This is a genomic window from Segatella copri (assembly GCF_002224675.1).
Taxonomy (GTDB): domain Bacteria; phylum Bacteroidota; class Bacteroidia; order Bacteroidales; family Bacteroidaceae; genus Prevotella; species Prevotella copri_U.
In genome coordinates this window covers 35740-60368 of sequence record NZ_NMPZ01000008.1, presented here as the reverse complement: position 1 = coordinate 60368, position 24629 = coordinate 35740, and the positions used below count along the sequence as shown (strand labels likewise).

Annotated in this window: 25 protein-coding genes and 1 pseudogene; 14 read left to right on the top strand and 12 right to left on the bottom strand. The window is 41.1% G+C overall.

The window, feature by feature from the left end:
• Positions 1–362: 362 nt before the first annotated feature.
• Entirely contained in the window at positions 363–2384 is a 2022-nt protein-coding gene (locus CFT61_RS06525; protein WP_176425523.1) for a DEAD/DEAH box helicase, read from the top strand.
• Between the two features lie 702 nt (positions 2385–3086).
• On the opposite strand, the gene CFT61_RS06515 is transcribed toward CFT61_RS06525, so the two are convergent.
• Positions 3087–3854 (bottom strand): hypothetical protein, encoded by a 768-nt coding sequence (locus CFT61_RS06515; RefSeq protein ID WP_089543649.1) that lies wholly within the window; start codon positions 3852–3854, stop codon positions 3087–3089.
• Positions 3851–4951: an AAA family ATPase gene (locus CFT61_RS06510; protein WP_089543648.1), complete on the bottom strand. Its 1101-nt coding sequence runs from the start codon at positions 4949–4951 to the stop codon at positions 3851–3853. Before CFT61_RS06510 ends, CFT61_RS06515 begins: the two co-directional genes overlap by 4 nt.
• Positions 4952–5354: 403 nt before the next feature.
• On the opposite strand from CFT61_RS06510, the gene tnpB reads away from it, so the two are divergent.
• The 3 genes from tnpB to CFT61_RS06500 all read left to right on the top strand — a co-directional run bounded on the left by tnpB (position 5355) and on the right by CFT61_RS06500 (position 8907).
• Positions 5355–6548: an IS200/IS605 family element RNA-guided endonuclease TnpB gene (tnpB, locus tag CFT61_RS06505; RefSeq protein WP_142990576.1), complete on the top strand. Its 1194-nt coding sequence runs from the start codon at positions 5355–5357 to the stop codon at positions 6546–6548.
• A 290-nt stretch (positions 6549–6838) separates the two neighbouring features.
• Entirely contained in the window at positions 6839–7051 is a 213-nt protein-coding gene (locus CFT61_RS16535) for a hypothetical protein (protein WP_142990575.1), read from the top strand.
• Positions 7052–7332: 281 nt separating this feature from the next.
• Positions 7333–8907 carry an ATP-binding protein gene (locus CFT61_RS06500; protein WP_089543646.1) on the top strand — a complete coding sequence of 525 codons (1575 nt, stop codon included), beginning with the start codon at positions 7333–7335 and terminating at the stop codon, positions 8905–8907.
• A gap of 322 nt (positions 8908–9229) precedes the next feature.
• On the opposite strand, the gene CFT61_RS06495 is transcribed toward CFT61_RS06500, so the two are convergent.
• The 3 genes from CFT61_RS06495 to CFT61_RS06485 all read right to left on the bottom strand — a co-directional run bounded on the left by CFT61_RS06495 (position 9230) and on the right by CFT61_RS06485 (position 10996).
• Complete coding sequence (locus CFT61_RS06495) at positions 9230–9994, bottom strand: YaaA family protein (protein ID WP_089543645.1); 765 nt, start codon at positions 9992–9994, stop codon at positions 9230–9232.
• Between the two features lie 69 nt (positions 9995–10063).
• Positions 10064–10291 (bottom strand): hypothetical protein, encoded by a 228-nt coding sequence (locus CFT61_RS06490; RefSeq protein ID WP_089543644.1) that lies wholly within the window; start codon positions 10289–10291, stop codon positions 10064–10066.
• 9 nt (positions 10292–10300) lie between these two features.
• Positions 10301–10996 (bottom strand): nitroreductase family protein, encoded by a 696-nt coding sequence (locus CFT61_RS06485; protein ID WP_089543643.1) that lies wholly within the window; start codon positions 10994–10996, stop codon positions 10301–10303.
• 203 nt (positions 10997–11199) lie between these two features.
• Here CFT61_RS06485 and CFT61_RS17220 point away from each other — a divergent pair, with 203 nt between their 5' ends.
• The 8 genes from CFT61_RS17220 (at position 11200) to CFT61_RS06445 (ending at position 17251) form a co-directional block, all read left to right on the top strand.
• A complete protein-coding gene (locus tag CFT61_RS17220) occupies positions 11200–11382 on the top strand; it encodes a helix-turn-helix domain-containing protein (protein WP_254918893.1) in 183 nt (60 codons plus the stop codon).
• A 147-nt stretch (positions 11383–11529) separates the two neighbouring features.
• Entirely contained in the window at positions 11530–12291 is a 762-nt protein-coding gene (locus CFT61_RS06475) for an MBL fold metallo-hydrolase (protein WP_089543741.1), read from the top strand.
• 31 nt (positions 12292–12322) lie between these two features.
• Positions 12323–12601 (top strand): DUF1294 domain-containing protein, encoded by a 279-nt coding sequence (locus CFT61_RS06470; protein ID WP_089543641.1) that lies wholly within the window; start codon positions 12323–12325, stop codon positions 12599–12601.
• A gap of 460 nt (positions 12602–13061) precedes the next feature.
• The gene (gene msrA / locus CFT61_RS17400; protein ID WP_437176822.1) at positions 13062–13568 is read left to right on the top strand and encodes a peptide-methionine (S)-S-oxide reductase MsrA; all 507 of its coding nucleotides are present in this window, start codon (positions 13062–13064) and stop codon (positions 13566–13568) included.
• A gap of 37 nt (positions 13569–13605) precedes the next feature.
• Positions 13606–13992, top strand: a complete 387-nt coding sequence (gene gloA2 / locus CFT61_RS06460) for an SMU1112c/YaeR family gloxylase I-like metalloprotein (RefSeq protein WP_089543640.1) — start codon at positions 13606–13608, stop codon at positions 13990–13992.
• 268 nt (positions 13993–14260) lie between these two features.
• The gene (locus tag CFT61_RS06455; protein ID WP_089543639.1) at positions 14261–15661 is read left to right on the top strand and encodes a Na+/H+ antiporter NhaC family protein; all 1401 of its coding nucleotides are present in this window, start codon (positions 14261–14263) and stop codon (positions 15659–15661) included.
• A gap of 405 nt (positions 15662–16066) precedes the next feature.
• On the top strand, positions 16067–16495 hold the full coding sequence (locus tag CFT61_RS06450; protein ID WP_089543638.1) for an Hsp20/alpha crystallin family protein: 429 nt from the start codon (positions 16067–16069) through the stop codon (positions 16493–16495).
• 135 nt (positions 16496–16630) lie between these two features.
• Positions 16631–17251, top strand: a complete 621-nt coding sequence (locus CFT61_RS06445) for a DUF4251 domain-containing protein (protein WP_254918891.1) — start codon at positions 16631–16633, stop codon at positions 17249–17251.
• Between the two features lie 75 nt (positions 17252–17326).
• On the opposite strand, the gene CFT61_RS06440 is transcribed toward CFT61_RS06445, so the two are convergent.
• The 3 genes and pseudogenes from CFT61_RS06440 to CFT61_RS06430 all read right to left on the bottom strand — a co-directional run bounded on the left by CFT61_RS06440 (position 17327) and on the right by CFT61_RS06430 (position 18325).
• Positions 17327–17620 (bottom strand): hypothetical protein, encoded by a 294-nt coding sequence (locus CFT61_RS06440; RefSeq protein ID WP_089543637.1) that lies wholly within the window; start codon positions 17618–17620, stop codon positions 17327–17329.
• A 109-nt stretch (positions 17621–17729) separates the two neighbouring features.
• Positions 17730–18002 (bottom strand): annotated as a pseudogene (locus tag CFT61_RS06435) (HipA N-terminal domain-containing protein); the annotation flags it as partial.
• 2 nt (positions 18003–18004) lie between these two features.
• Positions 18005–18325 carry a helix-turn-helix domain-containing protein gene (locus tag CFT61_RS06430; RefSeq protein WP_089543635.1) on the bottom strand — a complete coding sequence of 107 codons (321 nt, stop codon included), beginning with the start codon at positions 18323–18325 and terminating at the stop codon, positions 18005–18007.
• Between the two features lie 219 nt (positions 18326–18544).
• On the opposite strand from CFT61_RS06430, the gene CFT61_RS06425 reads away from it, so the two are divergent.
• Positions 18545–19333: a glycoside hydrolase family 25 protein gene (locus tag CFT61_RS06425; RefSeq protein ID WP_254918890.1), complete on the top strand. Its 789-nt coding sequence runs from the start codon at positions 18545–18547 to the stop codon at positions 19331–19333.
• A 203-nt stretch (positions 19334–19536) separates the two neighbouring features.
• Here CFT61_RS06425 and CFT61_RS16890 read toward each other — a convergent pair whose 3' ends face one another.
• The 3 genes from CFT61_RS16890 to CFT61_RS06405 form a co-directional block, all read right to left on the bottom strand.
• Positions 19537–19863: a hypothetical protein gene (locus CFT61_RS16890; protein ID WP_089543634.1), complete on the bottom strand. Its 327-nt coding sequence runs from the start codon at positions 19861–19863 to the stop codon at positions 19537–19539.
• A gap of 548 nt (positions 19864–20411) precedes the next feature.
• Positions 20412–21167 (bottom strand): hydroxyethylthiazole kinase, encoded by a 756-nt coding sequence (gene thiM, locus CFT61_RS06410; RefSeq protein WP_254918889.1) that lies wholly within the window; start codon positions 21165–21167, stop codon positions 20412–20414.
• 12 nt (positions 21168–21179) lie between these two features.
• Positions 21180–21824, bottom strand: coding sequence for a tetratricopeptide repeat protein (locus CFT61_RS06405; protein WP_089543632.1), 645 nt, complete (start codon positions 21822–21824; stop codon positions 21180–21182).
• Between the two features lie 1239 nt (positions 21825–23063).
• On the opposite strand from CFT61_RS06405, the gene CFT61_RS06400 reads away from it, so the two are divergent.
• Entirely contained in the window at positions 23064–24236 is a 1173-nt protein-coding gene (locus CFT61_RS06400) for an RtcB family protein (RefSeq protein ID WP_089543631.1), read from the top strand.
• Positions 24237–24293: 57 nt separating this feature from the next.
• Here the strand turns inward: CFT61_RS06400 and CFT61_RS06395 are convergent, their stop codons facing one another.
• On the bottom strand, positions 24294–24590 hold the full coding sequence (locus CFT61_RS06395) for a helix-turn-helix domain-containing protein (protein WP_089543630.1): 297 nt from the start codon (positions 24588–24590) through the stop codon (positions 24294–24296).
• Between the last annotated feature and the right edge of the window lie 39 nt (positions 24591–24629).

The following is a 24629-nucleotide window of genomic DNA, read 5'->3' as shown; positions in this document are numbered from 1 at the left end:
CATAGCTCTAGTGTATTACCACCAGCGATTCATTAATGAAGTAAGTCTTTCTTGACCACCACGATCTCTTCACACATCCAGAAATCTTTTTTTCTGGTGCAAAGGTATACAATAGGTGTGCAGTCTTTCTGCGTAGCAAGAAATATTTTTGTCTTTGGTGTGTTTTCTTTGTGTTTTCTTGTTTGTTCCAATGTTTTTTTCTATCTTTGCACCTGGTTTTAACACCTAGGAAGGTTACAACATCCTGTAATACCTTGCATCCTTCGTTCCGTTCTTAACTGTTTGGAGTGAACCTTGCTTAGATGTCACTCGATATATGCAGCAGTCCCATGTATTTGAATAAACAAACTTTAGAACAGAATATGTCAGTAACTACCGAACAAAAGAATCTTCATCTGCTTCCTCATAATAGAGAAGCTTATGAAAAGGTGATGGCTCATTTTGAGAACCATCAACGTGCAGCTATAGTACATGCCACTGGTACAGGTAAGAGCTATTGTATTGCAGCAATTGCTTCCCATTTTTCAAAGGTATTGGTCATGGCTCCCAATAATTTTGTATTGAACGAGACCCAGAAAGTGTGTAATGAAGGGGTAGAGTTCCGTACTTATGCAAGTTCCATCTATGATGAAGTCCCTTCTACAGGCTATGATTTGATAGTCCTTGATGAGTTTCATCGTGCGGGTGCACCAGAATGGGGACATGGTGTTAAAAAGATAATTTCAGCTAATCCTTTTGCAAAAATCTTAGGTACGAGTGCGACTCATATCAGATATTTGGATCATGAGCGAGATATGGCAGAAGAACTTTTCGATGGCAACATTGTTAGCTACTTGAGTCTTGGACTTGCCTTGAAAAAGAATATTCTTCCTACTCCGATTTATGTTTCTTCATTGTATTCTGCTGATGAAACAATAGAGAAGGCAAAAGGGGCTATTAGAACTTCCAAGTATATGGAAGATGGAGAGAAGAAGACCTATTTGCATCGTCTTGCAGGAATTTCACGCAGTTGGTCTGAGTCACATGGAGTATCTCCTATCATCAAAAAATATTTCAGTTCCGATATCAAGAGAATTATTGTCTTTTGTTCTAAGGTTGCCAAAGCTGCCAAAGCCAGACAACTTCTTGGGGACTGGTTATCTTCTGCAGGTTTCAAGCGTATCCGTTTCTATCAGATTGATTATCAGGAGAAATACCTCTCCAAAGAAATGGAGGATTTCGAATTGGACAATTATGACGGGTTAAAGGTAGCCATTTCTGTAAATATGCTTAATGAAGGAATTCATGTGCCACACGTGGATGGGATTATCATGCTCCGTTCAACCATATCCCGTCTTATCATTGAGCAGCAAATTGGTCGTTGTCTTACGGCAGAGAACATTTTGAAGCGTCCTGTTGTTCTGGATTTAGTAAACAATATGGATACTATGTTGCTCGACTACTGCAAAACTTATAGTTTCGGTGGAGGTAGTAATGGTAATAATGAAAGTTCTTCAAATGATGAATTGGAACCTTTTCCTTTTGAAGTAATAGACGAATGTAGAGATTTTCGTGAGTTTTATGAGGAAATATGCAAATTTGATGATGTTGCAGAACTGAAGGATGACATTTGGTATGATCATTTTTTACCACTTTTGACAGAATTTTATGATAAAAATGGTCGTCTTCCTTATCCTTCTGAGGATTTAAAGGCTGTCAGATTTATTGAAAAACAGCGTTTTCCGATGAATCAGCGTAAATATCCTCATCGTATGAATTGGTTGGTAGCACATGGTTATTCAAAGGAACCAGTTAAGCGTACAGGTTTAGATGAACGGCTTGATATCCTTGAAGAAGCTATTAAAAAGAACAACGGTAAGTTGCCAACACAGAAGGAAGATTCATATGTGAATGGAATTTACCAGGAGTTTCAGAAATTCTTGAAGGGTAAGAAGAAAAACAAGAGTTTGACACAGGCACATCTTGATAGATTCCAGCGGATTTTACAGATGTATGTTACTCCTATGAAGGCAGTACAGGTTCGTTTTGAGAAAATCAAGAAACGTGTGGAGCAGGAAGGAATCATCCAGCGTGGTTCCGGTATAGCCAGTGATCTGGATTATATTTGGATTAGAAATCACATGAACCGCCTGGAAATATCAGAAGGTATGAAGGCAGAGTTGAGAAAAATGATAGGTTTAGAAGACAACGAACCTATATGTAAGGGAAATGAAGCTCTAAAGAAGTTTGTCATTGAACGTGGCTTTTTGCCTACTCCTAAGGATAAGCCTTACTACGGCATCTTGATGAAATTTCACAAAAAAGGTGGTGCTGCTATTCGAAATGACCCTGAAACTTATGCCTTCCTGCTAGATCATGGTTTTGCTCCTTATGAGGAAAAATAAGACAGGATATAAGTGAATTTTACAAAGGCAAATCTGAGGGCATCATAGTAAAATGTACTCAGATTTGCCTTTATAGATAAAGAGTAATTTTTCCCTATGAAGCATAACAATTTTCATATATCCTATATATCAGGTTTTAACCTGCAAAGGTATAGCATAGGTGTGCAGCCTATCTGCATAGCAAGAAATGTTTTTGTTTTTGGTGTGTTTTCCTCCTGTTTTCTTGGCAGTTTCAGTATTTTTTGTTACTTTTGTACACATAACATATAAATAGCAATAGTTATGAAAGAATACAAAGTAGAACCCGACGCAACTAGAACCACGACTGGATGCATTTCTTTACTGAGTTTTATACTTGGTGCCGGTTTTTGTGATCTAGCTATGACCCCAGGTTCACCATCATGGGCAGCAGATGCAATGATATGGTGTCTTATAGTCTTTTTCGTCACTTTTTTGCTTTGGAGATTGATGCGAATGCAAGACGATAATATTTAAAGTTTTTAATAGCAATAATGTTTGTTAAACATATTTGTTATAATATGGTGTTAGAGCGCACAAAAAAATAAAGTACCGATTTTATTCATTGCAGTGAACGTAAAAATCGGTACTTTAACTTATGCTATATTCTTGTATAAAATTTATACTTGACACTCCCAGTGTTTACTTCTGTCAATACGTTTTAAATACCATAGTATGCAAACATTATTTGAAATAGTCAAATAGGAATATTGGGAAAGCATTGAGTACTGCTACTTTGCAATCTTCGGTATTTATATACTGCTCTAATTGTGAGTTGAATATTTTATCTTGAAGTATGTCTTCTTTAGATGCAGGCATCATATTCTTCCCCTTACATAGATAGTTCGCTTTTCCCACATTCATTTCTTTTAAATATTCCCAATTCTGCTTGACTTCCTTCGTCTCTTCTTCTGTTGGCTCTCGATGATCTTTCAGTAGGATGAAATCGAAACTGTCATACGCAGAAAAATCGGCAGATACACCTTTGAACTTACCACACTCAGAACGTGTTACAGAATACGTCCAATAGTTTGCATCGGGCAACTGCTTGGTATATCGTATAGACTCAACCATCGGATAGTCAATATAAAGCCTACCAAACTCCGTTTCATTATTGAAAGTTTCAAGCATTTCCTTTACCTGCCTGTTGATTTCTTCGAGTGATAAATTCCGGTTATGAAAGTCATAGTCGAAGAACAGATAGATTTCCGAGATGTCAGCAGAAGCATCAATATCCTTAAGCGGATTGTCTGCTTGACCGGCAAATTTCTCCATAAGCAAAGACACAATATCTCCATCGCCATCATACTCCTGCAAATCTTTGTATAGCTGATAGATGTTGTTGTTATAGGAACATACTATCTGCTCATCTCTGTTTGCAAAGTATAATCGCTGGATGGTGCGGAACAAATCCGGCTCCCGTTTTACTCCTTCAAAAACGAATAGTATCATACTTCGAATGCGTTACCTCTAAACATTTTTTCTATATTATGCCCGAATCTCAACTCTTTTTGGGTACATTCGCTCAACGGCTTGATTTTGTTGTCTTGCAAGATGAAATTGCAGTCTGGGCGAAGCAAATCGTTAGTCATCAGGTAGGTGTTGTGTGATGACGTAAAAGCCTGACATGGAAGAGCAAAGAGGGTTTTGCAAACCTCATAAGAGAGTCTGAAATGATAGAAAGCATCAAATTCATCGATGAAAACGAACGATGCATTTGTCATCTGTTTCAGCCAGTAATAAAGTAGCATCAGAGATTGAGTACCCGTTGATGCTATCTTACCGAATGGAATGCGACCTAATCCAAAAACGCAATACAACTCTTTATCATCATCATTTGGCTCCTGGAACTCAAAACATTGTCCGCTTACCCGATGTATAAAGTCCTCAAAGTCCCGAGTCAGCTGATTCTTGATGATATACTCATCGAGATTTGCCGGAGCAGTAGCCAACCCCATAAATTCATTTTTTTCAACACTTCTAAACCATAACATTGAGTTTACGAATTGCTGCAGTTTCAGAAGATAATGCTCCTTGGCAAGAGGATAGGAAGTAAGTAGAAAGTTTACGATGGACACATTGTTGGCGTTATTGGCAAGGTTTGCCTTCACTGCAGAATCCATCGGGAACTCAGTTTCATCCAATGTCAAGACAGAATTCTTATTGCAGAAAATAAGCTTGTTATTCACTACAAGTTCTTCTTCCTCCAGCTTTCCATCAGGCGATTTGCTATATGTATATTGTAACGTATCATCTCTAAACTTGAAGGCATATTCAAATTTTACGGGGAAGTTCAACTTTCCCGTATATGTAAAGTTATCATAATAGTTCACCTTCTTCCACTTCTGTGAAAGATGATTGGTGATGTCGAAGATGGCCATTGCAAAGTTCGACTTGCCAGAACCATTAGGTCCATACACGATGCCATTCTTGATGATACCATCTTTAATGGCAAAAGTATTGAACGAATAGTTACTTGGTTTCGACAAATCCCATTCTATGCGATTGGCAAATCCTCTATAGTTCGTTACGGCAAATTTTACTAACATGATTCTATATACTTCATTTTAATTGATAACAATAATGTTGGTGCAAAGCAAAGATGCACAGAAACGACGAAACTAGTTTTATTTATGGTGTTCAGTGCTGCTTAGCATTTGCAAAGATATACAAAATATCAACATGCCGTAATTTTTTTACGGATATTTAAGATAATAATTCTTATCGGATGAAGGAAGGAAAGCCTAGCCTTTATTTTTTATATAATGTTGCCAAGAAAACCCAAAGGTCTTTAGCCTCTGGGATGAATTGGCACAAAAATTAGCTTTGTTTCTCAATGTATTTTCTGAAGGTGTCACTATTTGCATCACATATATTGAAATCGCGTAATATTTTGCAAATAATTGCATCTTTCCTTTGTTGTTGGAGAAAAATTTCGTACCTTTGTACACTATGAAGATGATACAGAAGACATATAAGTTTAGGCTTTACCCGAATAAGAAGCAAGAGAAAATGCTTGCGAATTATTTTGGTAGTGTCCGCTTTGTCTACAATCATTTTCTCGCCAAGCGCAAGGAACAGTATGAGCAGACCAGGAAGAGCTCCAACTACTATGAGCAGGCAAAGGAGCTGACTGCAATGAAAAAGACCGAGGCCTACTCCTGGTTAAAGGAAATCAACAGTCAGACTTTGCAGCATGCCTTGCGCCATTTGGAAACCGCCTATGTAAACTTCTTCAAGGGGAGAGCCAGATTCCCACGTTTCCACTCAAAGAAACATGGGGGCAGCTTTGCTGTTCCCCAGCATTTTAAGGTTGAAGGCAACAGAATATTCATCCCGAAATTCAAAGGCGGCATCAGGTTCGCCAAGAGTCAGGATGTTTTGGGCGAGTTAAGAAATATGACAGTATCTGTAACACCGGGCGGAAAGTATTATGTTACCATCATGGCGCAGGTTGTGGTCGGGGACTTGGAGAAAACCAATCTGAGTGTCGGCATTGACTTGGGCTTGAAGGATTTCGTGATTACTTCCGATAATGACAGGTACTCATCAAATAAGTTCATCAAGAAGTATTCAAAGAAGCTGGCAACGATGCAAAAGCATCTTTCACGCAAGAAGAAGGGAAGCGGTTCATGGAACAGGCTGCGTATCAAGGTCGCCAGGTTGCAGGAGAAAATCATGTCTTGCCGTAAGGACAAGCTGCATAAGATTTCCATTGACCTCATTCGCAGATACGATGTGGTGTGTTGCGAGGACCTGAATGTCAAGGGAATGGTAAGAAACCGTCATCTTGCCAAGTCAGTTTCTGATGCTAGCTGGAGTACATTCGTTACCATGTTGGAGTACAAGGCAAAGTGGTATGGCAAAACTCTGGTTAAGATAGACCGATTCTATCCATCCTCGAAGACATGCCATTATTGTGGCCATGTCAAGGAGGATCTGTCTTTGTCAGACCGCTACTATACTTGCCCAAATTGCGGTGAGTTAATAGACCGTGACCTGAATGCAGCGAAGAATATACTTGATGAAGGTTTAAGAAATATATCGGCAGGAACTGTCGATTACACCGATGGAGAGGGCGTAAGACTTGCTTGCAAGCATTCCTTGATGAAGTCGGAATCCCACAAGTCTTTAGCTTGTGGGTAGTTCAATGAATTTTAAGTAGATATGATATGTTAGACAAGGTGGGTTAAATAGAATATAATTCTCACATAAAGGCTACGTTCTAGAAACCGAGCTACCGCAACCATGAAGGATGTGAGATAGGGAGGTAATATACTAAAATCATGTTAAACTTGCAAAGGTACATCTTAGGTGTGCAGCCAATCTCCATTGCAAGAAATATTTTTGTTTTTGGTGTGTTTTCCTCCTGTTTTCTTGGCAGTTTCAGTATTTTTTGTTACTTTTGTACACATAACATATAAATAGCAATAGTTATGAAAGAATACAAAGTAGAACCCGACGCAACAAGAACCACGACTGGATGCATTTCTTTACTGAGTTTTATACTTGGTGCCGGTTTTTGTGACTTAGCGATGACCCCAGGTTCACCATCATGGGCAGCAGATGCAATGATATGGTGTCTTATTGTCTTTTTCGTCACTTTTTTGCTTTGGAGATTGATGCGAGTTCAAGATGATAATATCTAAAGTTAGCAGAGAAGAATCCATAAACGTAAGTTATATTTATCATAATTCACGTTAGAAAATAAAGTGCTCGGCGTCAACCCTACATACGAGGTGGTTGACGTTTAGTGCTCTATCCTTGAACCATATCTAAATTTATCGCAAATGAATAGTCTGCAGTTAATGGCTACATTACCTGTAGGCTTTTTTATGTAGAGCAAAAAAACTACTAAGAAAAATAAAAAAACATGGAAATTTAAAAAAATAATTGTATATTTGCAAATGAAACGAATGATTTAGGTATTATGGTAGAGACAAACGATAGAAAATTACCTGTTGGCATCCAGTCTTTTGAGGAAATCAGAACGGGTGGATATCTTTATGTTGACAAGACAGATATCATCTGGCAGCTTGCCAACAAGGGAAAGAAGTATAATTACCTGAGCCGCCCACGCCGCTTTGGTAAATCCGTCCTAGTCGATACGCTCGAAGCCTACTTCATGGGTAAGAAGGAACTCTTCGAGGGATTGAAAATTATGCAGCTGGAGACGGAATGGGTGAAGCGTCCTGTAATCAGACTCGACATGAGTCAGGCAGGAGCAGAACCGGAAAGTCTGAAAGGTTATCTGAACTATACCTTTCAGGAATATGAATCTTTATATGGGATTGAAGCCAGGGATAACTTCCCATTAGCTACTCGTCTGATAGTAATTATAAAGACGGCTTACAATAAGACAGGGCAGCAGGTGGTTATTCTCATTGATGAATACGACTCTCCATTGCAGCATTCCTGGAAGACTCCGCAACATGAAGCATGTACGAGTGTCTATAGAGAAGTATTTTCTGTATTGAAAGCTCAGGATAAATACGAGAAGTTTGTTTTCATCACGGGTATAACCAAGTTTACGCAAATTTCGCTATTCTCAGTTCTCAATAATTTGAGCAACATCAGTTTCGCTCCTGAGTATGCTGCTCTTTGCGGTATCACGAAAGAAGAAGTCCTCAATGATTTCAATCCGGAAGTCAATAAACTGGCTACAAAGAATGGGTGGACTTTCGAAGAAGCCGTTGCACAGTTAACGACATTCTACGATGGTTATCATTTCAGTCATGAAAATATGGTTGACATATTCAATCCATTTAGTCTTGTCAATGCCCTTTCTGATTCCAGTCTTAAGAATTACTGGGCTTCCTCTGGAGCAACCTCGTTACTTCCTAAGTTTGTGGATGATATAGAAATAAGATTGAAGGATTTCGAAAAATGTCCGATGGATAGTGATACCCTGGAGACTTCTGACGTGACAGGCGGTGGAGCAGAACTGTTCCTCTATCAGTCTGGTTACCTTACGATAAAAGGGTATGTAGAAGGTATTTATTTACTAGGCATTCCTAATAATGAAGTACGCAAGGCTTTGTATAAGATAGTGTTACCAGCTTTGACGCTGAAGTCAAATGCCCAAGTGGTATCTACTCAGAATATGTTGCAGTATTCCCTGAAAATGGGCGATCTATCAGAAGCTATGCAATGTCTGAAAGCTCTCATTGCCGATGTCCCATACAGCAACAAGAAGCTTGCAAGCATGGATATGGAAGAACGTTATCGTCTCATCCTGAGTACAATTTTCAATGCCATTGGCTGCAGAGTACAAGTTGAGAAGATGATAGCTACGGGTAGAATAGATATGGTGGTAGAAACATCGACCATCATCTATGTATTGGAATTGAAGCTAAGTAACAATGGCGGTGTTGATGCTGCAGCAGAGCAAATTAAAGCTAAGCAGTATGCAGAACCTTTCAAAGCAGACAAGCGCAAGATTACAGCTCTTGCCATAGAACTAGATGATTTAGGAAAAGGATTGGTTGCTTGGAAAGCAATATAGAATTTAATGGGGATACGCTAGGTCCACCTAAGGTACTATGTTCCTGAAATCTGGGCAACCTCTGGCTTTTATGTGCTGAGCCATTAACCCCGTTCCTCGTATATTTAGGTCTCGTGCCCACAATTTTGGCATCTGAAAATCTTCTTTTGTGATGTTAGAATATACTAGGAACGAAAAAAATAAGTTAAAGTACTGTTTTTATTCATTATGATGAACGAAAAAACAGTATTTTAACTTATACTATATTTTATTTAAAATAAATACTATTCATTCACTATGTAAATTCTTTTGTACTCTCATCATATCATTCGCATAGAAAAAACTATTTTGTTCTATTACAAACGAAATGCGGAAAAGCCTCTTCTCCTAATTCTGGCGCATATTCAAAACCTTCGTAACTGAAGGCTGCCAATTCTTCAAGAGTAGTTAGCTGGTTGCTTAGAATATATCTTACCATAGCTCCACGGCAGGATTTAGCCCATACAGCCTGCATCTTCAACCTGCCATCCATCTGGCGAACATAAAAGAGGGGCTGGATGACTTTTACTTCCATGCAAATTCTCTTCCAATCAAATAGATGTTCATATTCTGCTGTGGAGAGATGGATAAGTATGCCATCGTCTGCTTTCACACTGTTGATAAGAACATCGGTCAGTTTATCTTTCCAAAATTGATTGATTGGCTTGTCGTTTGTGGCTTCAAGCGTCACACAATGCTCCATACGATAAGGCACAATGCCATCCATCGGCTGAAGCAATCCATAGAGAAAGCAGGTAATCCAGAGATGTTTCTGGGCATACTCCAGGGATTCTTCTCCCAAGGTGTTGGCACGTAGATGCTTATACGCCTGTCCATTGTATGAAAGAATGGCAGGCATCTTCTCAGCAGCCATAAAATTACGATAGCGTTTCCAGTTTTCCGAAGCTATCTTGTGGCTGCAATCAAGTTGCCTAGCCAATTCCTCTACATCCAGCTTAGCCATTTCTGTAGCCAAAATTTCGGCCACAGATTGGAAAAGTGGCTTTGAAACAGCTGCCCTATCTGCCTTATCAAACATGATTTTGGCATTTGCCAATAATATCTGCATAATACGTTTATTTTAAAGGGTAACATGAATAGGGCTCTATTGATGCTTTTTGTCAAGTAAGGCCATCTGCTATATATTCAATCTCAGCACAGAACCGTTTTTGCCTTCGCCTTCATAATCTGCAGAAAGCGGAAGTTGACAGCAGAGGTTGCTGATTTCTGTTTCATCCAGGTGTTCTGTAAGCTCCAAATGGAATCCATCACTTGTTTCGTGCAAATCCCAGACTACCTGACCACATGCATTGACTGCAGTGATGATGGTATCTTGAAGTTGCCATATTTCCGTGTAGTCTCTCATCCTTTCCCCCTACTCCCACTCAAAATTTTCTGTTCCTGCACCAATTTCAAAGTGAAGCTTGGCGATGCCGAGATCCATTTGGGTATATCCTACCATCGAGAAACCTTTCTTGGCAAGAACTTTTGCCTTGCCTCCGACTCCTGGGCTTTCCTGAGATTGAAGGAGGAATGAGAACTTCTGTTGATTGATGGCTGTTGGAGCTAGAAGAGCAGCTTCCACGCCCTTTCTAAACCATGAAGGAGAATCGCCGGTTGCATTGCTCACCTGTTCAATGGTCTTGATTTTGTGACTGGCACCTTGCGTCTTACCATATCCCAAGGCAATCATACATGCCAACTTCTCCCCTTCTTCAATATGGTAAGCTTCCTTCACCTTTCGATAACTTAATCCAACCCAGCAGGTATTGAGTCCCAAGGTTTGAGCAAGCAACACAAGCTGTTCGCCATAATATCCAATACGCTCATCGAGATCATCAGCCTTCTTGCCAGCCATTACGAGATAGTTCTCCACACCATGGAATTTTCCATAGGACATGATGCCTGTGAATGCCTTGGTTTCTTGGGTAACTAGTTGTATGTGTAGTCCACCCTCTTTGTTGCACTCCCCGATTTTTACTTCGAGTGCTCTAACTACCTCTGTTGAAAGAGGTTTGTGTATGTAATTTCGTACACTATGTCTTTGTTTGATAGCTTCTTCTATTGTCATGACTTCTTTGATGCAATTTGCCTGCAAAGATAAGGAAAAAAACAATATTAATGGCAAATAATCAAGAAAAATCGCACTAACATATAATTTTTTTAAAAAGGAACATGATATCGTACCTTTTCTTGCGTAATCCAGAAATATTTGTTATCTTTGCACGAAAAGTACAATGTAATACACTACTTTGTATGAAAATTCGAGAAGTAATGAAATTGCAGCGTATGGTTTTGGGTATTACCCAGCAAGACCTCGCTGACATGTCTGAGGTAGCCATTTCTACCATCAAGCAGATAGAGAGCGGTAAAGGCAATCCTTCCCTATCGACGGTTGAAAAAATCATGGATATACTTGGCATGGAGGTTAAATATGAGATTCGTCAAACAGTTTAAGTACAGTAAGGATACTCTTTCTTCCTAGCCTGCCGGGGTTGAGCATTTGACCAACAATTCATATTTGAATGACATGATGAAATGAACCTATTTGTGCATCATTAAGGAAAGAATCCATAGATTCAATCGTAAATCTGAATGAGAAAGATGAAACTGACATATATATTCCATAGTGGTTTTGCAGTGGAGACACACTCCTGCATATTGGTTTTTGACTATTGGATGGATCCTGCCAATTGCTTGCCGGAGATTCTATCCAAGGGTAAGCCTGTGTATGTTTTTGCAAGTCATTTCCACGAAGATCATTTCTCCAGAGAAATATTTTCTTGGAGAAAACACTTTCCACATACCCCAATGACTTACATTCTCTCCAAGGATATCATTCGGCATCGTAGATGCCAGAGAGAAGAAGCAGATGTCTTGATGGTTAAGGGAAACTCATGGTGCGACAAAAATATAAAGGTCGTTGCTGCCGGAAGCAATGACAGTGGCGTGTCATGGATCGTAGAGGTTGAAGGGAAACGTATCTTCCATGCTGCAGATTTGAACAATTGGTATGCTAGATTCTTGACAGACGACTATAAGGGTGGAACTATCTGGAGCTTTGAGTTTGGTGAGATAGACCCACTAAAAGACGAGAAGCAATACTTGGGTGAACTGGAAGACATCAGAAAAATAACAGATTGCTTTGATGTAGTCATGTTTCCTGTGGATGGCCGCATAGGTAATGGATATACCCGTGGTGCAAGACAGTTCATCGAGCAATTCCAGACAGGATTGTTTGTCCCTATGCACTTTGTGGCAAGCGGTTTCAAGAGTGCCTGGCGTATGAAGGAGTTCACAGATGCCAAGCAAATCCCGTTTTGGAAGATCGAGCGTGAGGGAGAATCGTTAGACATACAGAATTAAAAATAGCATCATCATCATTGAAATAATCAGCATGAATACATTGCATAGTTATCTCATATATTATCTACTTGTCATCAATGCTGCCACATTTATCATATATGGTATAGACAAGTATAAAGCCAAGAAAGCCAAATGGCGTATTTCGGAGGCAACGCTTCTGACAATGGCAGCTGTGGGAGGAAGTATTGGAGCCTGGTTGGGTATGAAAGCCTGGCATCATAAGACGCAGCATCGGAAGTTCAAATACGGAGTTCCTATTATCCTGCTCATCCAGATTGCGCTGATGATATACTTTCACTTGAATCATTAATAAATCATTTAAACATTCATAAGATACAATGAATCCAATTGATATAGCACTTAGCATAGCAACAAAAGCCCATGCCGGTCAACTTGACCGAGATGGCTATCCAGCCATTCTTCATCCATTGACAGTGGGACTGATGGGACATACAGACGAAGAGAAAATGGCAGGTTTTCTGCATGATGTGGTAGAAGACAGTCCTTATTCCTTTGATGATTTGCTTCATGAAGGAATCCCTACAGGCGTGGTGAATGCCATTCGCCTACTCACGCATAAGAAAGGAACAGATTATTATGATTACGTCCAAGGTATCATAGACTCTCAGAATCCCATTGCCCTGCAGGTGAAATACAACGACCTCCAGCATAATTTTGAACGTGGCAAGGCCTATCCAGACCTTCAGAAGAAGCATGGAAAGGCACTGGAAATGGTAAAGGCAGCCATTGAGGAATGCTCAAAGGTTGACATCTATCATGCGCCTGATGACAAGAAGACAGAAGTGGGCATCTTTGCCTGCGGATGTTTTTGGGGAACGCAGCATCAGTTTCAGAAACAGCCTGGGGTAATCAATACCCTGGCTGGTTATACCGGTGGCAAAGAGGCATTCCCTTCCTATGCTGATGTTCGAGACCATAAGACACATCATGTAGAAGCCATCATCGTGGAGTTCAATCCCGAAGAGGTATCGTACGAGAGCCTATGCAAACTTTTCTTCGAGATTCATGACCCGGCACAGACTGATGGCGTAGGTCCTGACCTCGGTCCACAATACCGCAGCTGTATCTTCTATCGTAATGAATCCCAGAGGCAGACGGCAGAAAGGGTGATGCAATTGCTTCGCAACAAGGGCAATGAGGTGAATACCCTCCTTTTACCCGAGGAGACATTCTATATTGGCGAAGCCTACCACCAGCACTACTACGAGAAAACCGGCGGTGAGCCATATTGCCATATGAGAACAAAGAAGTTCTGAAAATGACTTAATGAATAACAAATATAAACAACGAAATATGAAACTTAACAAAATCCATCATGTAGCCGTGATTTGCTCCGACTATGAGAAATCCAAGCATTTCTATACAGATGTGCTCGGAATGAAGATTGTGAGTGAAAACTATCGTACGGAACGTGACTCATGGAAAGCTGACTGCTGGCTTGATGACAACTATGTCATCGAGTTGTTCTCCTTCCCTAACCCACCTGCACGTCCTTCCTATCCGGAAGCAGCCGGTCTGCGCCATCTTGCTTTTGAGGTAGATGATCTTTCGGAGGCAATTGATGAACTTGACAGTAAAGGTATTGCGCATGAACCTATACGCACGGATGAATATACAGGCAAGCGATTTGTATTCTTCAGTGACCCAGATGGTTTGCCGATAGAACTGTATGAAAAATAAAGATTTCGTTTAATCGCAGTTGAAAGAATGCAGCAAATAAACATTCAATATTACAGCTCGACATGCGGTGAAATCATCCTGGCATCGTCAGATGACGAATTGTGTCTTTGTGAAATGTATAAGAGAGTATTAACAAATGGAACAAAAAGAAAATAAACAAAAAACTCAAGTTGCTGAGGAGCAGGTTTCCTGCCCACCTCAGTAGCCAGTGGAACCACATCCTTTCATTTCTGTCATACCTCTGGCAGTACTTATCACCCTCATCGTCATGGTTGTCAAACTCTTCCCTGATGATGCCCTGGCAGGTGCCTCTCAGGTGCCCCTCATGATAGCCACAGCAGTATGCGTGGCACTCGGCATGGGAATCTACAATATGAAATGGAATATCTTCGAGGAGATGATCAAAAAGACCGTGGGCGATGCCGGGGTATCTATTCTGATCCTGCTGCTCATCGGAATGATGTCAGCTACCTGGATGGTCAGTGGCGTGGTTCCCACATTAATATATTATGGTGTACAGATCATGTCGCCGACCTTTTTCCTACCCTGCGCCTGCATCATCTCCAGCATAATTTCCGTGATGACGGGAACCTCATGGACCACCATTGCCACCATCGGTATTGCCCTGATGGGAATCGGTGATGCCTTGGGAATACCAGCCCCCTACACCGCTGGAGCCATCATCTCGGGAGCCTATTTCGGTGATAAGCTCTCGCCTATGAGCGATACCACCGTCCTGGCTTCAAGCATAGCCGGTGCCGATCTCTTCTCGCATATCCGCTATATGCTCTACACCACCATACCAAGCATCCTGCTCTCGCTGGTGCTCTATCTCATCATCGGACTCTGCTATGATTCCAAACCTGTGGATATCAGCCAGTATCTTACCGGTCTGAGTCATGGTTTCAATATCTCCCTGCTTACGATGCTCGTTCCGGCTTTTACAGGATGGCTCATCTACCGCAAGACCCCCTCTCTCATCACGCTTCTTCTTTCAGCTCTTTCTGCATGCATCTGTGCCCTCATCCTCCAGCCGGAAGTACTGGTAAAGATTGCTGGCGAAGACAACATCACTGCCAAGAGTCTCTTTGAGGGAATCATGACCACCTGCTATACCCACACCCAGGTAGATTGCGGCATGGGGAACATCAATGAGCTCGTGGCAACCCGAGGTATGGCAGGCATGCTCAATACCATCTGGCTCATTCTCTGTGCCATGTGTTTCGGTTCATGTATGGTTGCCAGCGGCATGCTTCACGCTATCACCCACGTGCTTCTGAAAAGCATCCATAGCACCATATCACTTGTCTGCAGTACCGTGACATCGGGTGTATTGCTCAATCTCGTTATGGGTGACCAGTTCCTGAGCATCATCATGAATGCATCTATCTACAAGGATGAATATGCTGAACGAGGCTACCGTCCGGAACTCTTGAGCCGAAGTACAGAGGATAGTGCTACCGTAACGAGCGTACTGGTTCCATGGACAGCCTGCGGTATGACGCAGAGTACGGTTCTCGGCATCCCGACACTGGTGTATCTCCCCTTCTGCTTCTTCAACATCATCAGCCCATTGATGAGTTGTCTGGTAGCTATTCTGGGCTTCGTACCCAAGCCCCAACCCAAGGAGGACAAAGCATCTGCAGTGGAAGAGTCTGATATCCATTAAATATATAGGAGATTATAGATAAATAGATATGAAAAAAGATTCGAGGGCAAACCATGCTAGATATGTAGAAAAGCATGAAGTTTTGGCAGCAAAGCTTAAATAAATTATCCTTTGTTGCCAATTCTGCAGAGTTTTTTGCCAAGATTGGCAAAAACTGTTCACTCCAAATATACAAAACGGGTTGGCACGCAACTTGCTTCTACATAGAATGAAAGCCGAAGCCGAAAGGGCAAGGGGAACGATAAGAACCCTAAGCAATGACATTTGAGGGTTTCTGGAAATCCTTGAGCCTCGAAAGCCGAAGCGATCATTATTAAAAAGGATAAATTAAAAACAATGAGAAATCCCGACAGAGCCGGAAGGCGAAGAGAGGATGAGAAAAATAGAATTAGGAGGTTTTACATTATGTTGTTAGCTCGTAGAAATAACAGTGTTTCAAATTGGTTGAACAGTTGGTTTAATGACAACTTCTTTGATACAAGCTTGATGCCACACATGAACGCAACAGCTCCTGCAGTCAACGTCAAGGAAAGTGCTACAGCTTACACAATGGAGGTTGCAGCTCCTGGTTTGAAGAAGGATATGGTCAAGATGAACATCGACAAGGATGGCTATCTGAATGTATCCATCGAGAACAAGGAGGAGAAGAAGGAAGAGCATTACTTGCGTCGTGAGTTCTCTTACAGCAGCTACTCTCAGAGTTACGCTTTGCCAGAGGATGCTGACCAGGAGAAGATTTCCGCTGAGGTCAGTGACGGTGTCTTGAAGATTGAGATTCCTAAGACAGCCAAGGAGGAGAAGAAAGACGATGTTAAGCACATTGAGGTTAAGTAATCTTTCTTGAAGTGCTATGCAGCTTTCAAGATGACATTCATTGCATCGAGAAAATAATTAAAACGGAGGGCTAGTCCTGATAATGGGGCTGGCCCTTTTTTGAATTTATGAATTTAATATAGGAAAGGATCAAGGATGATAAGAATATTTATTTCACTTGTTTTCTGTCTGATGTCAGCCTTTGCCTGTGCGCAGTCAAGCCAGTCAGATGATATGTATCAATGGGGAAAAAATAAGGCCAACGAGCAGTTGGTCAATGGTTTGAAGTCACGTCAGAAAGCTCTCAAAAAAGAGCAGCGTGATTTGCAAAACCGGATAGATAGTGTGTATTGGGATGAAGCATTGAATGCAATTAAGGATACTACCTTTACCTTGGAAGCCGACAAGGTTGTTTTCCCGTATGGTCAGATTGCCTATGTTAATTCCAACACCAATTTCGTCTCCGTCAATAAGGATGATGCTGTTGTGCAGGTAGCCTTCAATGTTCCCTTCTCCGGACCTAATGGCATTGGTGGAGTTACGGTTCAGGGAAGCGTAAGTGGATACAAGATTCAAACGGACAAGAAAGGGACTACACAAGTAAGTATGAGTGTTACTGGCATTGGTATCTCTGCCCAAATCTGGATTACCATGTATAAGGGAAGCCATGAAGCCAGTGTGGAGATTCTGCCTAACTTCAACTCTCGTAGGCTCACCCTCAATGGAGTCATACTACCTCTTCACAAGAGTACTGTATTTCAAGGGCGAACATTATAACAAAGAAGCCTGCTGACAATTATAGCCAGCAGGCTTTTTTGCTTTCTCAGTCTTTCTGTCCTAAAAGCAATGACTTTATGTCCAGAACTCTTCTTCGCCAGTGGGCAGCATCCTGCCCCCGCATTTGGGACAGGTGTGCATATCCCACCTGTGAATTCTGTCAGATCCGCATCTCAGGCAGAGTCTTCCCACAAGGGAGTTGAAGCTAGGTGCAGCATCACCTATCACTCCACCTACCACTAGAGGTACTATGTTCCTGCAGTCTGGACAAGACATGGCTTCAATGTGCTGCCCCATGAAACCACGTCCCTCATATATTTCGGTCTCGTACCCACATTCCTGGCATCTGAATATCTTCTTTTTTGACATAAATAATCTCCTTTCTTACCAATTCAATACCCAACTTGCATTGGAGTATTTTCCTATAATCTCAGCATCCTTGATGGCGTCAAGCTGACGTACATGCTTGTTTCTCTTGCTGTTCTCTTCTTTTGAGCAAGGTACGCCCCCACCTATCTGGCAATGCATCAGAAAAGCATCCGAAAATATCACTTCCTGGCTGGGTATATTGCATGCCTGGGTAGTTATTGATGTCCTCCGAAAGCTTGATTCCGGCATGAACCTTAAGCCAATTCTCATCAAACTTAAATGCATAACTGTCAGAGCCGCGCAATTTTTCATAACACAACTCCCCTACCAGCTCCGCTTTGCCGAGCCAGTTAAAATCAGCGAAAACAAACAGTCGTTCCATTTCTATCTTTTTTTAGATGCTCTTTGACGATTCTTCAGTCCCATATCCTGCAATGCCCTTCCAAGCTTGTCATCCTTTGCCAAGAGCAAGATGTCATCATCCAGTTGAAGAGCATAGAGTACACGCAGGTAGATTCCGATGGAAACCGTTGGTAATCCTTTCTCCACCTTGCAAAGTGTAACTTCTGAGCATGTTGCTCTTTCTGCAACTTGAGCCATGCTCAGGTTGCGGCGCAATCTGGCAAGCTTGATTTGTTCGCCCACGATTTCCATTTTCTGAATCAACTTCCTAGGAAGTTTGTTCGCCATTGTATTCTTTGTCATTGCCTTAATCCTAATTATAATATGCAAATATAAGCAAAAAACTTCATTATAAGATGGGTTAGCCTAAAGTTTTATAAATAATTAAAGATATGTTTTCAAAGTAATAGGCTCACATATCCTACTCCACTCTTAAAGAAGAGAGATGACTTTTTATTCAAAAAATCTCATTTTCTCAAATATTTTTTATAATTTTGTATGCAAAAACTCGAATGGTATAATATGACAAGAGGAAAACGACAAAATAACAAGAATAATAAAGGCAAGAAACTGATATGTCTTGCCCTCATTCTACTAGTATCATGCATCATAGGATTTGAGGCATACCGTATGATTTCAGCCTATATGATCAAGAAGTCATCAGATAATCAGTGGCCCGCTCACGACCTGACATCGGGACAATACTCTGGTAGCTATGACGGCATTGACATCTCACGCCACCAAGGCAGAATCCATTGGGATGAACTCAGTGAAGTAAAGCGATTGAAGTTCATCTATGTGAAGGCAACAGAAGGAGCAACCATCCAGGATCCTTGGTATGAAGCCAACATTAATCAAGCGAGAAAACATCAGATTCCAGTTGGCACTTACCATTTTCTATCTAAGATGCCTGCGGTAATGCAGTTTGAAAACTTTCGTGCAGTTTATGATAAGGAGAGGCAGGATCTTCTACCTGTAGTGGATGCTGAAGATGATGGAACCAAGGGACTCAGCAAGAGTGAGATCCAACTTCTTCTGAAAACATTCTGCAAGCTCTGTAAATCCTATTATGGACATACACCTATTATATATTGTAGCGAGAGTTATTTCAAGGATTACCTGAGTCCGGAATTTGATAACTATTATCTCTGGATTGCCAGTTATGATCATGAACCGGTATTGCCAGGTAAACCTCACTATGACATCTGGCAGTTCAGCAAACATGGCAGGGTTCCAGGAGTCTGGAATTGGGTTGATCTGAATCGATTTGCAAAGAATCGAAGCCTTGGTGATATTCGGATCAAACAGTAAAAAAACAATTAGTATAAAATACAGAAGTCTGCCGGCATCACTGCCAGCAGACTCCCCCTTTTCCTAACTGAACTAAAAATCTTGTCAAGTATCTACTAATTATGCAATTTCTTCTGAAACTAAAATAAGTATAAGTACTTTTTTGATAACAATATCCCTATTATTCCTGTATAACGCTTACAAAAAGAACTGTATTTTCTCTATTATTCAGCAATAGCCTGCTGTTCTGTAGCTACTGGAGTCTCTTCGGTGGTATTCTCTGTTGTTGTCTCTGTAGCATTCTCAGTTGTTGTCTCTGTTGGAGTTGCTTCTGTAGTTGCCTCTGTGGCATTCTCCTGCTGGGTAGAATCCTCAACACCAGCCTGTGGTTGGATAGGAGTACCAACAGCCAATGTATCTGAAGGAGCATCTGGAGCTACTGTATCAACAGGAGCAACCTGAGCGTTACTTACCATTTTGCTTGATGCAAAAACGTTGCTTACTGAAACCATAACCAAAGCTGCGATAGCTGCAAACATAAACTTCTTCATAATCTTATCTTTTTTAAATTGTTACTAATTGATGTTACTTACTTGTTTGTGGATTCATTATCGAACCCGCTAATCATAGTCACAATCTGCGTGCCAAAAAGATGATAGAAATTAGTTTGTATTGATAATCAGAAGCTTATGTCATTTGTGCCAAAAATGAATAGTGTGGAAAATGAGGAAAGTATGTGGAAACATTCCCCAAAAAGTTGGGGAATGCCTAAATGTGTCTTGCTTCAATGCGTTTCAGATAGCAATAGTGTTTCCTCCGAATTAAATACTCCATATCATTCTGGTGAGCATAGGCTTCTTTCTCAAATCTGATGTTGTAATATGCTTTCATCCAATTTCTATATTTCAGGACTAAAACACTCCACTCAGCAATATACCATATATAGAATAGAACATATAGCAATTCCTTTGCTTGCGCTGTATGTATGAGTTCATGATTGAGACTCTCCTTTGATAGCTTTTCACAAGTAATGATTATGCCAAACAGATTGATGGCATAAAATCGTTTCATGAATGATCTCTTCTTGATTTTGATAATTCTACTCATGGCATCCCAGATTACAAAGTTCATCAAGGAAGTTCACCATCATGCTACCATTGCCTCTAGAAATGGCAGCAGCTCTTTCTCCTGCAATGCCCATGGCTTTCATGGCATGAACAGATGCATCAAATGGATTAGGGTTTACTGAAAGGAAAGCTCCTATGATACCAGTGGCAGCACAACCCATGGCTGTAACCTTGCCCATCAGAGGATGCCCCTCATGAACATAAGCTACTTTTTCACCATCCGTGATGATGTCTGTAGCACCGGTAATAACGATGATGCATGCCAGTTTCCTGGCAAGAATTTGGGCCTGTACCTCAACCCCAGAAGTTTCAAGAAGGCTGTCCACTCCCTGCATTCCTATTTGATGAGAGTATAATGATAGTATCTCACTGGCATTTCCCTTGATAACAGTTGGCTGGCATTGAAGGATGATTTTTGATGCAGTATCCATTCGAAACCGTGTGGCACCTACTCCAACCACATCTAATACAATTGGAATTCTGCTCTTGGAAGCAGCGTCACCAGCTTGTAACATAGAGTAGGCTGTCGCATTTTCCAGAATTCCCAAGTTAAGTGCCAAGGCATTGCTCTTGCTACTGATTTCCTCCACCTCTTCCTGGGCGCGCGCCATGATTGGGGAAGCCCCAATTGCCAGTAGGCTGTTTGCCACAAAGTTCATGGCAACATAATTGGTTATGTTATGTATGAGAGGATGCTGCCCTTCTATCAAACGTAAATCTCTATTCATTTTCATATCTATTTAATATATACTGTAACCATTATCCATGCACCATTGCTTGGCATGTTCAAAGCCTTGGGCTGTAGCTCTGTGAATCCATTTGAGTCCCTTGCGCTTGTCCTGCTTTACACCTGTGCCGGTCATGTAGAACCATCCTGTAGAGAACTGAGCCTGTGCATCTCCTTGCTGGCCTGCCATTTCATACCAGAAGGCTGCCCAGCTGTCATCTTTCTCCACTCCATCGCCGTTCCAATAGTTGGCTCCGACGTTTTTCTGACTCTGAAGATGCCCCCTCTGAGCGGCTTTCATCCACCATTCGTGAGCCTTCTCATGGTTTTCTTCGGTTCCTTGCCCCAGGTAATATGCGTTTGCTGCATTTACTTGAGATTGCACGTCTCCCTTTTCGGCTGCAATCAGATACCAATGAAGGGCTTTCTCATAATCCTGTTCTACTCCATCTCCCAGGTAGTAGCATTCTGCTACATTGTAGCAAGCATACGTATCACCGAGTTCTGCAGCTTTCATGTACCATTCAAACGCAGTGGCATGATTCTCTACAACACCGATGCCTTGCGCATAGCATACACCCATGTTGTTCATCGCCATCAAGTCTCCCTCAAGGGCTTGTTGACGGTACTTGTTCGCCGTTTCACGTTCTTTCTTCATTGTAGATCAATAATTTGGTTGCAAAGATACAACTTTTAAGTAGAAATCTATCATAAATGAATATAAAAAGGAAAGGCAGCTGCAGACATCTTTCAAATGCCTACAACTGCCTTTCTTTATTTATTATATGGAACTACTGTTTAAATTCTCTCAAATTGAAAGAAGAACAGCTGTTAAGCGAAGTTCTTCATATTAGTTCTTGCGCCATACTCAGCGCATCCGGCAACGATCATTGCCAAAATCATTCCTAATACCATCATAACTTTTATCCTTTCTCTATATTTATCTTTTATCCTAATCTTTACCTTATTTCGAATCAACTTCCTGGAAGCATCCGGAGATGCCTCTCAAGGTTTGATTACTTGCCGAGGCTAATCTTCTTGTTGACATTTACAACCTCTGCAAAAAGGGCAGCTACAACTGCCAGTGTCATTCCTAATACCATCATAACTTTTATCCTTTCTCTATATTTATCTGTTATCCTAATCTTTACCTTATTTCGAATCAACTTCCTGGAAGCATCCGGAGATGCCTCTCAAGGTTTGATTACTTGCCGAGGCTAATCTTTTTGTTGACATTTACAACCTCTGCAAAAAGGGCAGCTACAACTGCCAGTGTCATTACTAATACCATCATAATTGTTACCCTTTCTTTCTTTAATTATTCGTTATTCAATCTTTTCGAGTGCAAAGGTAATGCCTTTTTGTGCGCGCACACAATTTTTTGAGAGAAAACTTCAAAAAACGGGCGATTTCTTGATTTCCGTCAAAAACTGTCATGACAATTGGAGCAAAATGGCAGGTTTTCCTTTCAGAAGTCCGACTTTCAACTGCTGTTTCAACAAAATGATATATCAACATTAAAACTTTTCCCTATTTCTCTTGCAGATTTCAGATGAAAAGGTTATTTTTGCGCTTGATAAGGTATTCATAAGGGTATCTTTGTAAGGGGCAATACCTCCGTGAGGCTGAGACGCTGCGGTTTGAAGGGTATTGCCCTCGTTTCTTTTGTAGTTCATACCATGGTAACACTGCTATGATGAATGAATTCCGAAATTCTATACCATTCTTGCGGCAGTACAATAGTAAGGTGATTCCTCATGCTCATTGTGATGCAGATTAGTTGATATACCCGTTGAACAGCCGAATTTTGCTATAATTTGAAGATTTTGTACTCCTACGCAAAAATACTGCACACCGGTATTGTAATTTTGCATCAAAAACATAGGAGATTAAGAAAATGAAAGAATTTGCAATGAATGGAACCCCGGTGAAGATGTGGGCTAACATGTGTGATGCTACGGCATGGCAACAGATTTCGAACCTCTGCAGCCTGCCCTTTGTTTTTAGACATTTGGCGTTGATGCCAGATTTGCATGGGGGTAAGGGTATGCCTATTGGAACGGTATTGGCAACCAAGGATGTTGTTATTCCCAACGCTGTGGGAGTTGATATCGGATGTGGTATGTGTGCTGTCAAGACTAACATAAAGGTGGAGACTATAGAACAGGAGGTACTTAGAAAGCAAATCATGCGAGGCATCCGCAAACAGATTCCGCTAGGGATGGAGCATCATAAGGAGGCTCAGGAGGAGAAGTACATGCCAGCTAACCACGATGTAGATAGCATGACTATAGTTAAGCGTCAATATGTATCAGCTACCAAACAAGTTGGTACGCTTGGTGGTGGCAATCACTTCATTGAGCTTCAAAGCGATGATGAAGGCTGGCTTTGGATCATGATTCACTCGGGTTCAAGAAATTTGGGCAAGCAGGTTTGTGACTATTATAGCAGAGTGGCTATGATACTCAATGAACGCTACTTTTCATCAGTAAAGCCGGAATTGAACTTACCATTCTTGCCTCTGAAGACCAAGGAGTTCAATGAATATTGGAGTGAGATGCAGTATTGCATAGACTTTGGACTATGCAATAGAAATCTCATTATGCAGCGTATTGAGGAAGTGATTTCTGATGCGATTCCTAACGTTGAGTTCGAGCCAATGATCAATATCGCTCATAACTATGCGGCTTGGGAGACTCATTTTGACGAGGCATGTATTGTTCATAGAAAAGGAGCCACCAGTGCGAAGATGGGTGAAATTGGTATCATTCCTGGTTCTCAAGGTACTAGCTCTTACATTGTAGAAGGTCTTGGCAATCCTTTAAGCTTCATGAGCTGCTCTCATGGTGCAGGAAGGGTCATGAGCCGGACTGAGGCTGTCAAGAGTCTCAATCTTGCGGAGGAGATTCAAAAGTTGGATGAAAAAGGAATCGTCCACGCCATCAGATGCCAGGAAGATCTTGAGGAAGCATCTTCCGCCTACAAGAATATAGAGAAAGTCATAGAGCAAGAAGCAGATCTTGTTAAAATCAAGACTCATTTGTTCCCTGTGGCTGTCATCAAGGGCTAGTGAAGTACTTGTCATAGTTAGTTATCCTCTCACATGTTAGATATGTGGGAGGATGCTCTAATCTTTGTCTTTCATTTCTTCACAAGTCTTGTGAATCTGTTCTATTTTTGTAGAAAGATGTTCAAAGTCCTCTTTTCTGATGACGATGTTACTTTCTATGTATTCTGTTCCTTCATAGAAGAAGTTCAACTTGACGTTAAGTACTCTACAGATTGATTCTAATAGTCCAGTTTTTATGTCCTGGGCTCGTAATAACTGGGTAAAACTGCCAGCTGTCATGTTTAGTTTTTGGGCAACATCTTTTTGTAAGATGCCTTTTGATGCCAATATTTCTCTTAGTTCTTTGCCACTCATAATATACTATTGTTTTTTAGAATCACTTGCTGGTCTATT

What these genes read in the sequence shown, in the direction of transcription:
- CFT61_RS06525 (WP_176425523.1), top strand. Translation starts at nt 363, where the DNA reads ATGTCAGTAACTACCGAACAAAAGAATCTTCATCTGCTTCCTCATAAT.
- CFT61_RS06455 (WP_089543639.1), top strand. Translation starts at nt 14,261, where the DNA reads ATGGTTGTCAAACTCTTCCCTGATGATGCCCTGGCAGGTGCCTCTCAG.
- CFT61_RS06510 (WP_089543648.1), bottom strand. Translation starts at nt 4,951, where the DNA reads ATGTTAGTAAAATTTGCCGTAACGAACTATAGAGGATTTGCCAATCGC.
- gloA2 (WP_089543640.1), top strand. Translation starts at nt 13,606, where the DNA reads ATGAAACTTAACAAAATCCATCATGTAGCCGTGATTTGCTCCGACTAT.
- CFT61_RS06400 (WP_089543631.1), top strand. Translation starts at nt 23,064, where the DNA reads ATGAAAGAATTTGCAATGAATGGAACCCCGGTGAAGATGTGGGCTAAC.
- CFT61_RS06490 (WP_089543644.1), bottom strand. Translation starts at nt 10,291, where the DNA reads ATGAGAGACTACACGGAAATATGGCAACTTCAAGATACCATCATCACT.
- CFT61_RS16535 (WP_142990575.1), top strand. Translation starts at nt 6,839, where the DNA reads ATGAAAGAATACAAAGTAGAACCCGACGCAACAAGAACCACGACTGGA.
- CFT61_RS06450 (WP_089543638.1), top strand. Translation starts at nt 16,067, where the DNA reads ATGTTGTTAGCTCGTAGAAATAACAGTGTTTCAAATTGGTTGAACAGT.
- CFT61_RS06485 (WP_089543643.1), bottom strand. Translation starts at nt 10,996, where the DNA reads ATGACAATAGAAGAAGCTATCAAACAAAGACATAGTGTACGAAATTAC.
- CFT61_RS06445 (WP_254918891.1), top strand. Translation starts at nt 16,631, where the DNA reads ATGATAAGAATATTTATTTCACTTGTTTTCTGTCTGATGTCAGCCTTT.
- CFT61_RS17220 (WP_254918893.1), top strand. Translation starts at nt 11,200, where the DNA reads ATGAAATTGCAGCGTATGGTTTTGGGTATTACCCAGCAAGACCTCGCT.
- CFT61_RS06425 (WP_254918890.1), top strand. Translation starts at nt 18,545, where the DNA reads ATGACAAGAGGAAAACGACAAAATAACAAGAATAATAAAGGCAAGAAA.
- CFT61_RS06395 (WP_089543630.1), bottom strand. Translation starts at nt 24,590, where the DNA reads ATGAGTGGCAAAGAACTAAGAGAAATATTGGCATCAAAAGGCATCTTA.
- CFT61_RS16890 (WP_089543634.1), bottom strand. Translation starts at nt 19,863, where the DNA reads ATGAAGAAGTTTATGTTTGCAGCTATCGCAGCTTTGGTTATGGTTTCA.
- CFT61_RS06405 (WP_089543632.1), bottom strand. Translation starts at nt 21,824, where the DNA reads ATGAAGAAAGAACGTGAAACGGCGAACAAGTACCGTCAACAAGCCCTT.
- CFT61_RS06430 (WP_089543635.1), bottom strand. Translation starts at nt 18,325, where the DNA reads ATGACAAAGAATACAATGGCGAACAAACTTCCTAGGAAGTTGATTCAG.
- CFT61_RS06495 (WP_089543645.1), bottom strand. Translation starts at nt 9,994, where the DNA reads ATGCAGATATTATTGGCAAATGCCAAAATCATGTTTGATAAGGCAGAT.
- CFT61_RS06440 (WP_089543637.1), bottom strand. Translation starts at nt 17,620, where the DNA reads ATGTCAAAAAAGAAGATATTCAGATGCCAGGAATGTGGGTACGAGACC.
- CFT61_RS06475 (WP_089543741.1), top strand. Translation starts at nt 11,530, where the DNA reads ATGAAACTGACATATATATTCCATAGTGGTTTTGCAGTGGAGACACAC.
- thiM (WP_254918889.1), bottom strand. Translation starts at nt 21,167, where the DNA reads ATGAATAGAGATTTACGTTTGATAGAAGGGCAGCATCCTCTCATACAT.
- tnpB (WP_142990576.1), top strand. Translation starts at nt 5,355, where the DNA reads ATGAAGATGATACAGAAGACATATAAGTTTAGGCTTTACCCGAATAAG.
- CFT61_RS06470 (WP_089543641.1), top strand. Translation starts at nt 12,323, where the DNA reads ATGAATACATTGCATAGTTATCTCATATATTATCTACTTGTCATCAAT.
- CFT61_RS06515 (WP_089543649.1), bottom strand. Translation starts at nt 3,854, where the DNA reads ATGATACTATTCGTTTTTGAAGGAGTAAAACGGGAGCCGGATTTGTTC.
- CFT61_RS06500 (WP_089543646.1), top strand. Translation starts at nt 7,333, where the DNA reads ATGGTAGAGACAAACGATAGAAAATTACCTGTTGGCATCCAGTCTTTT.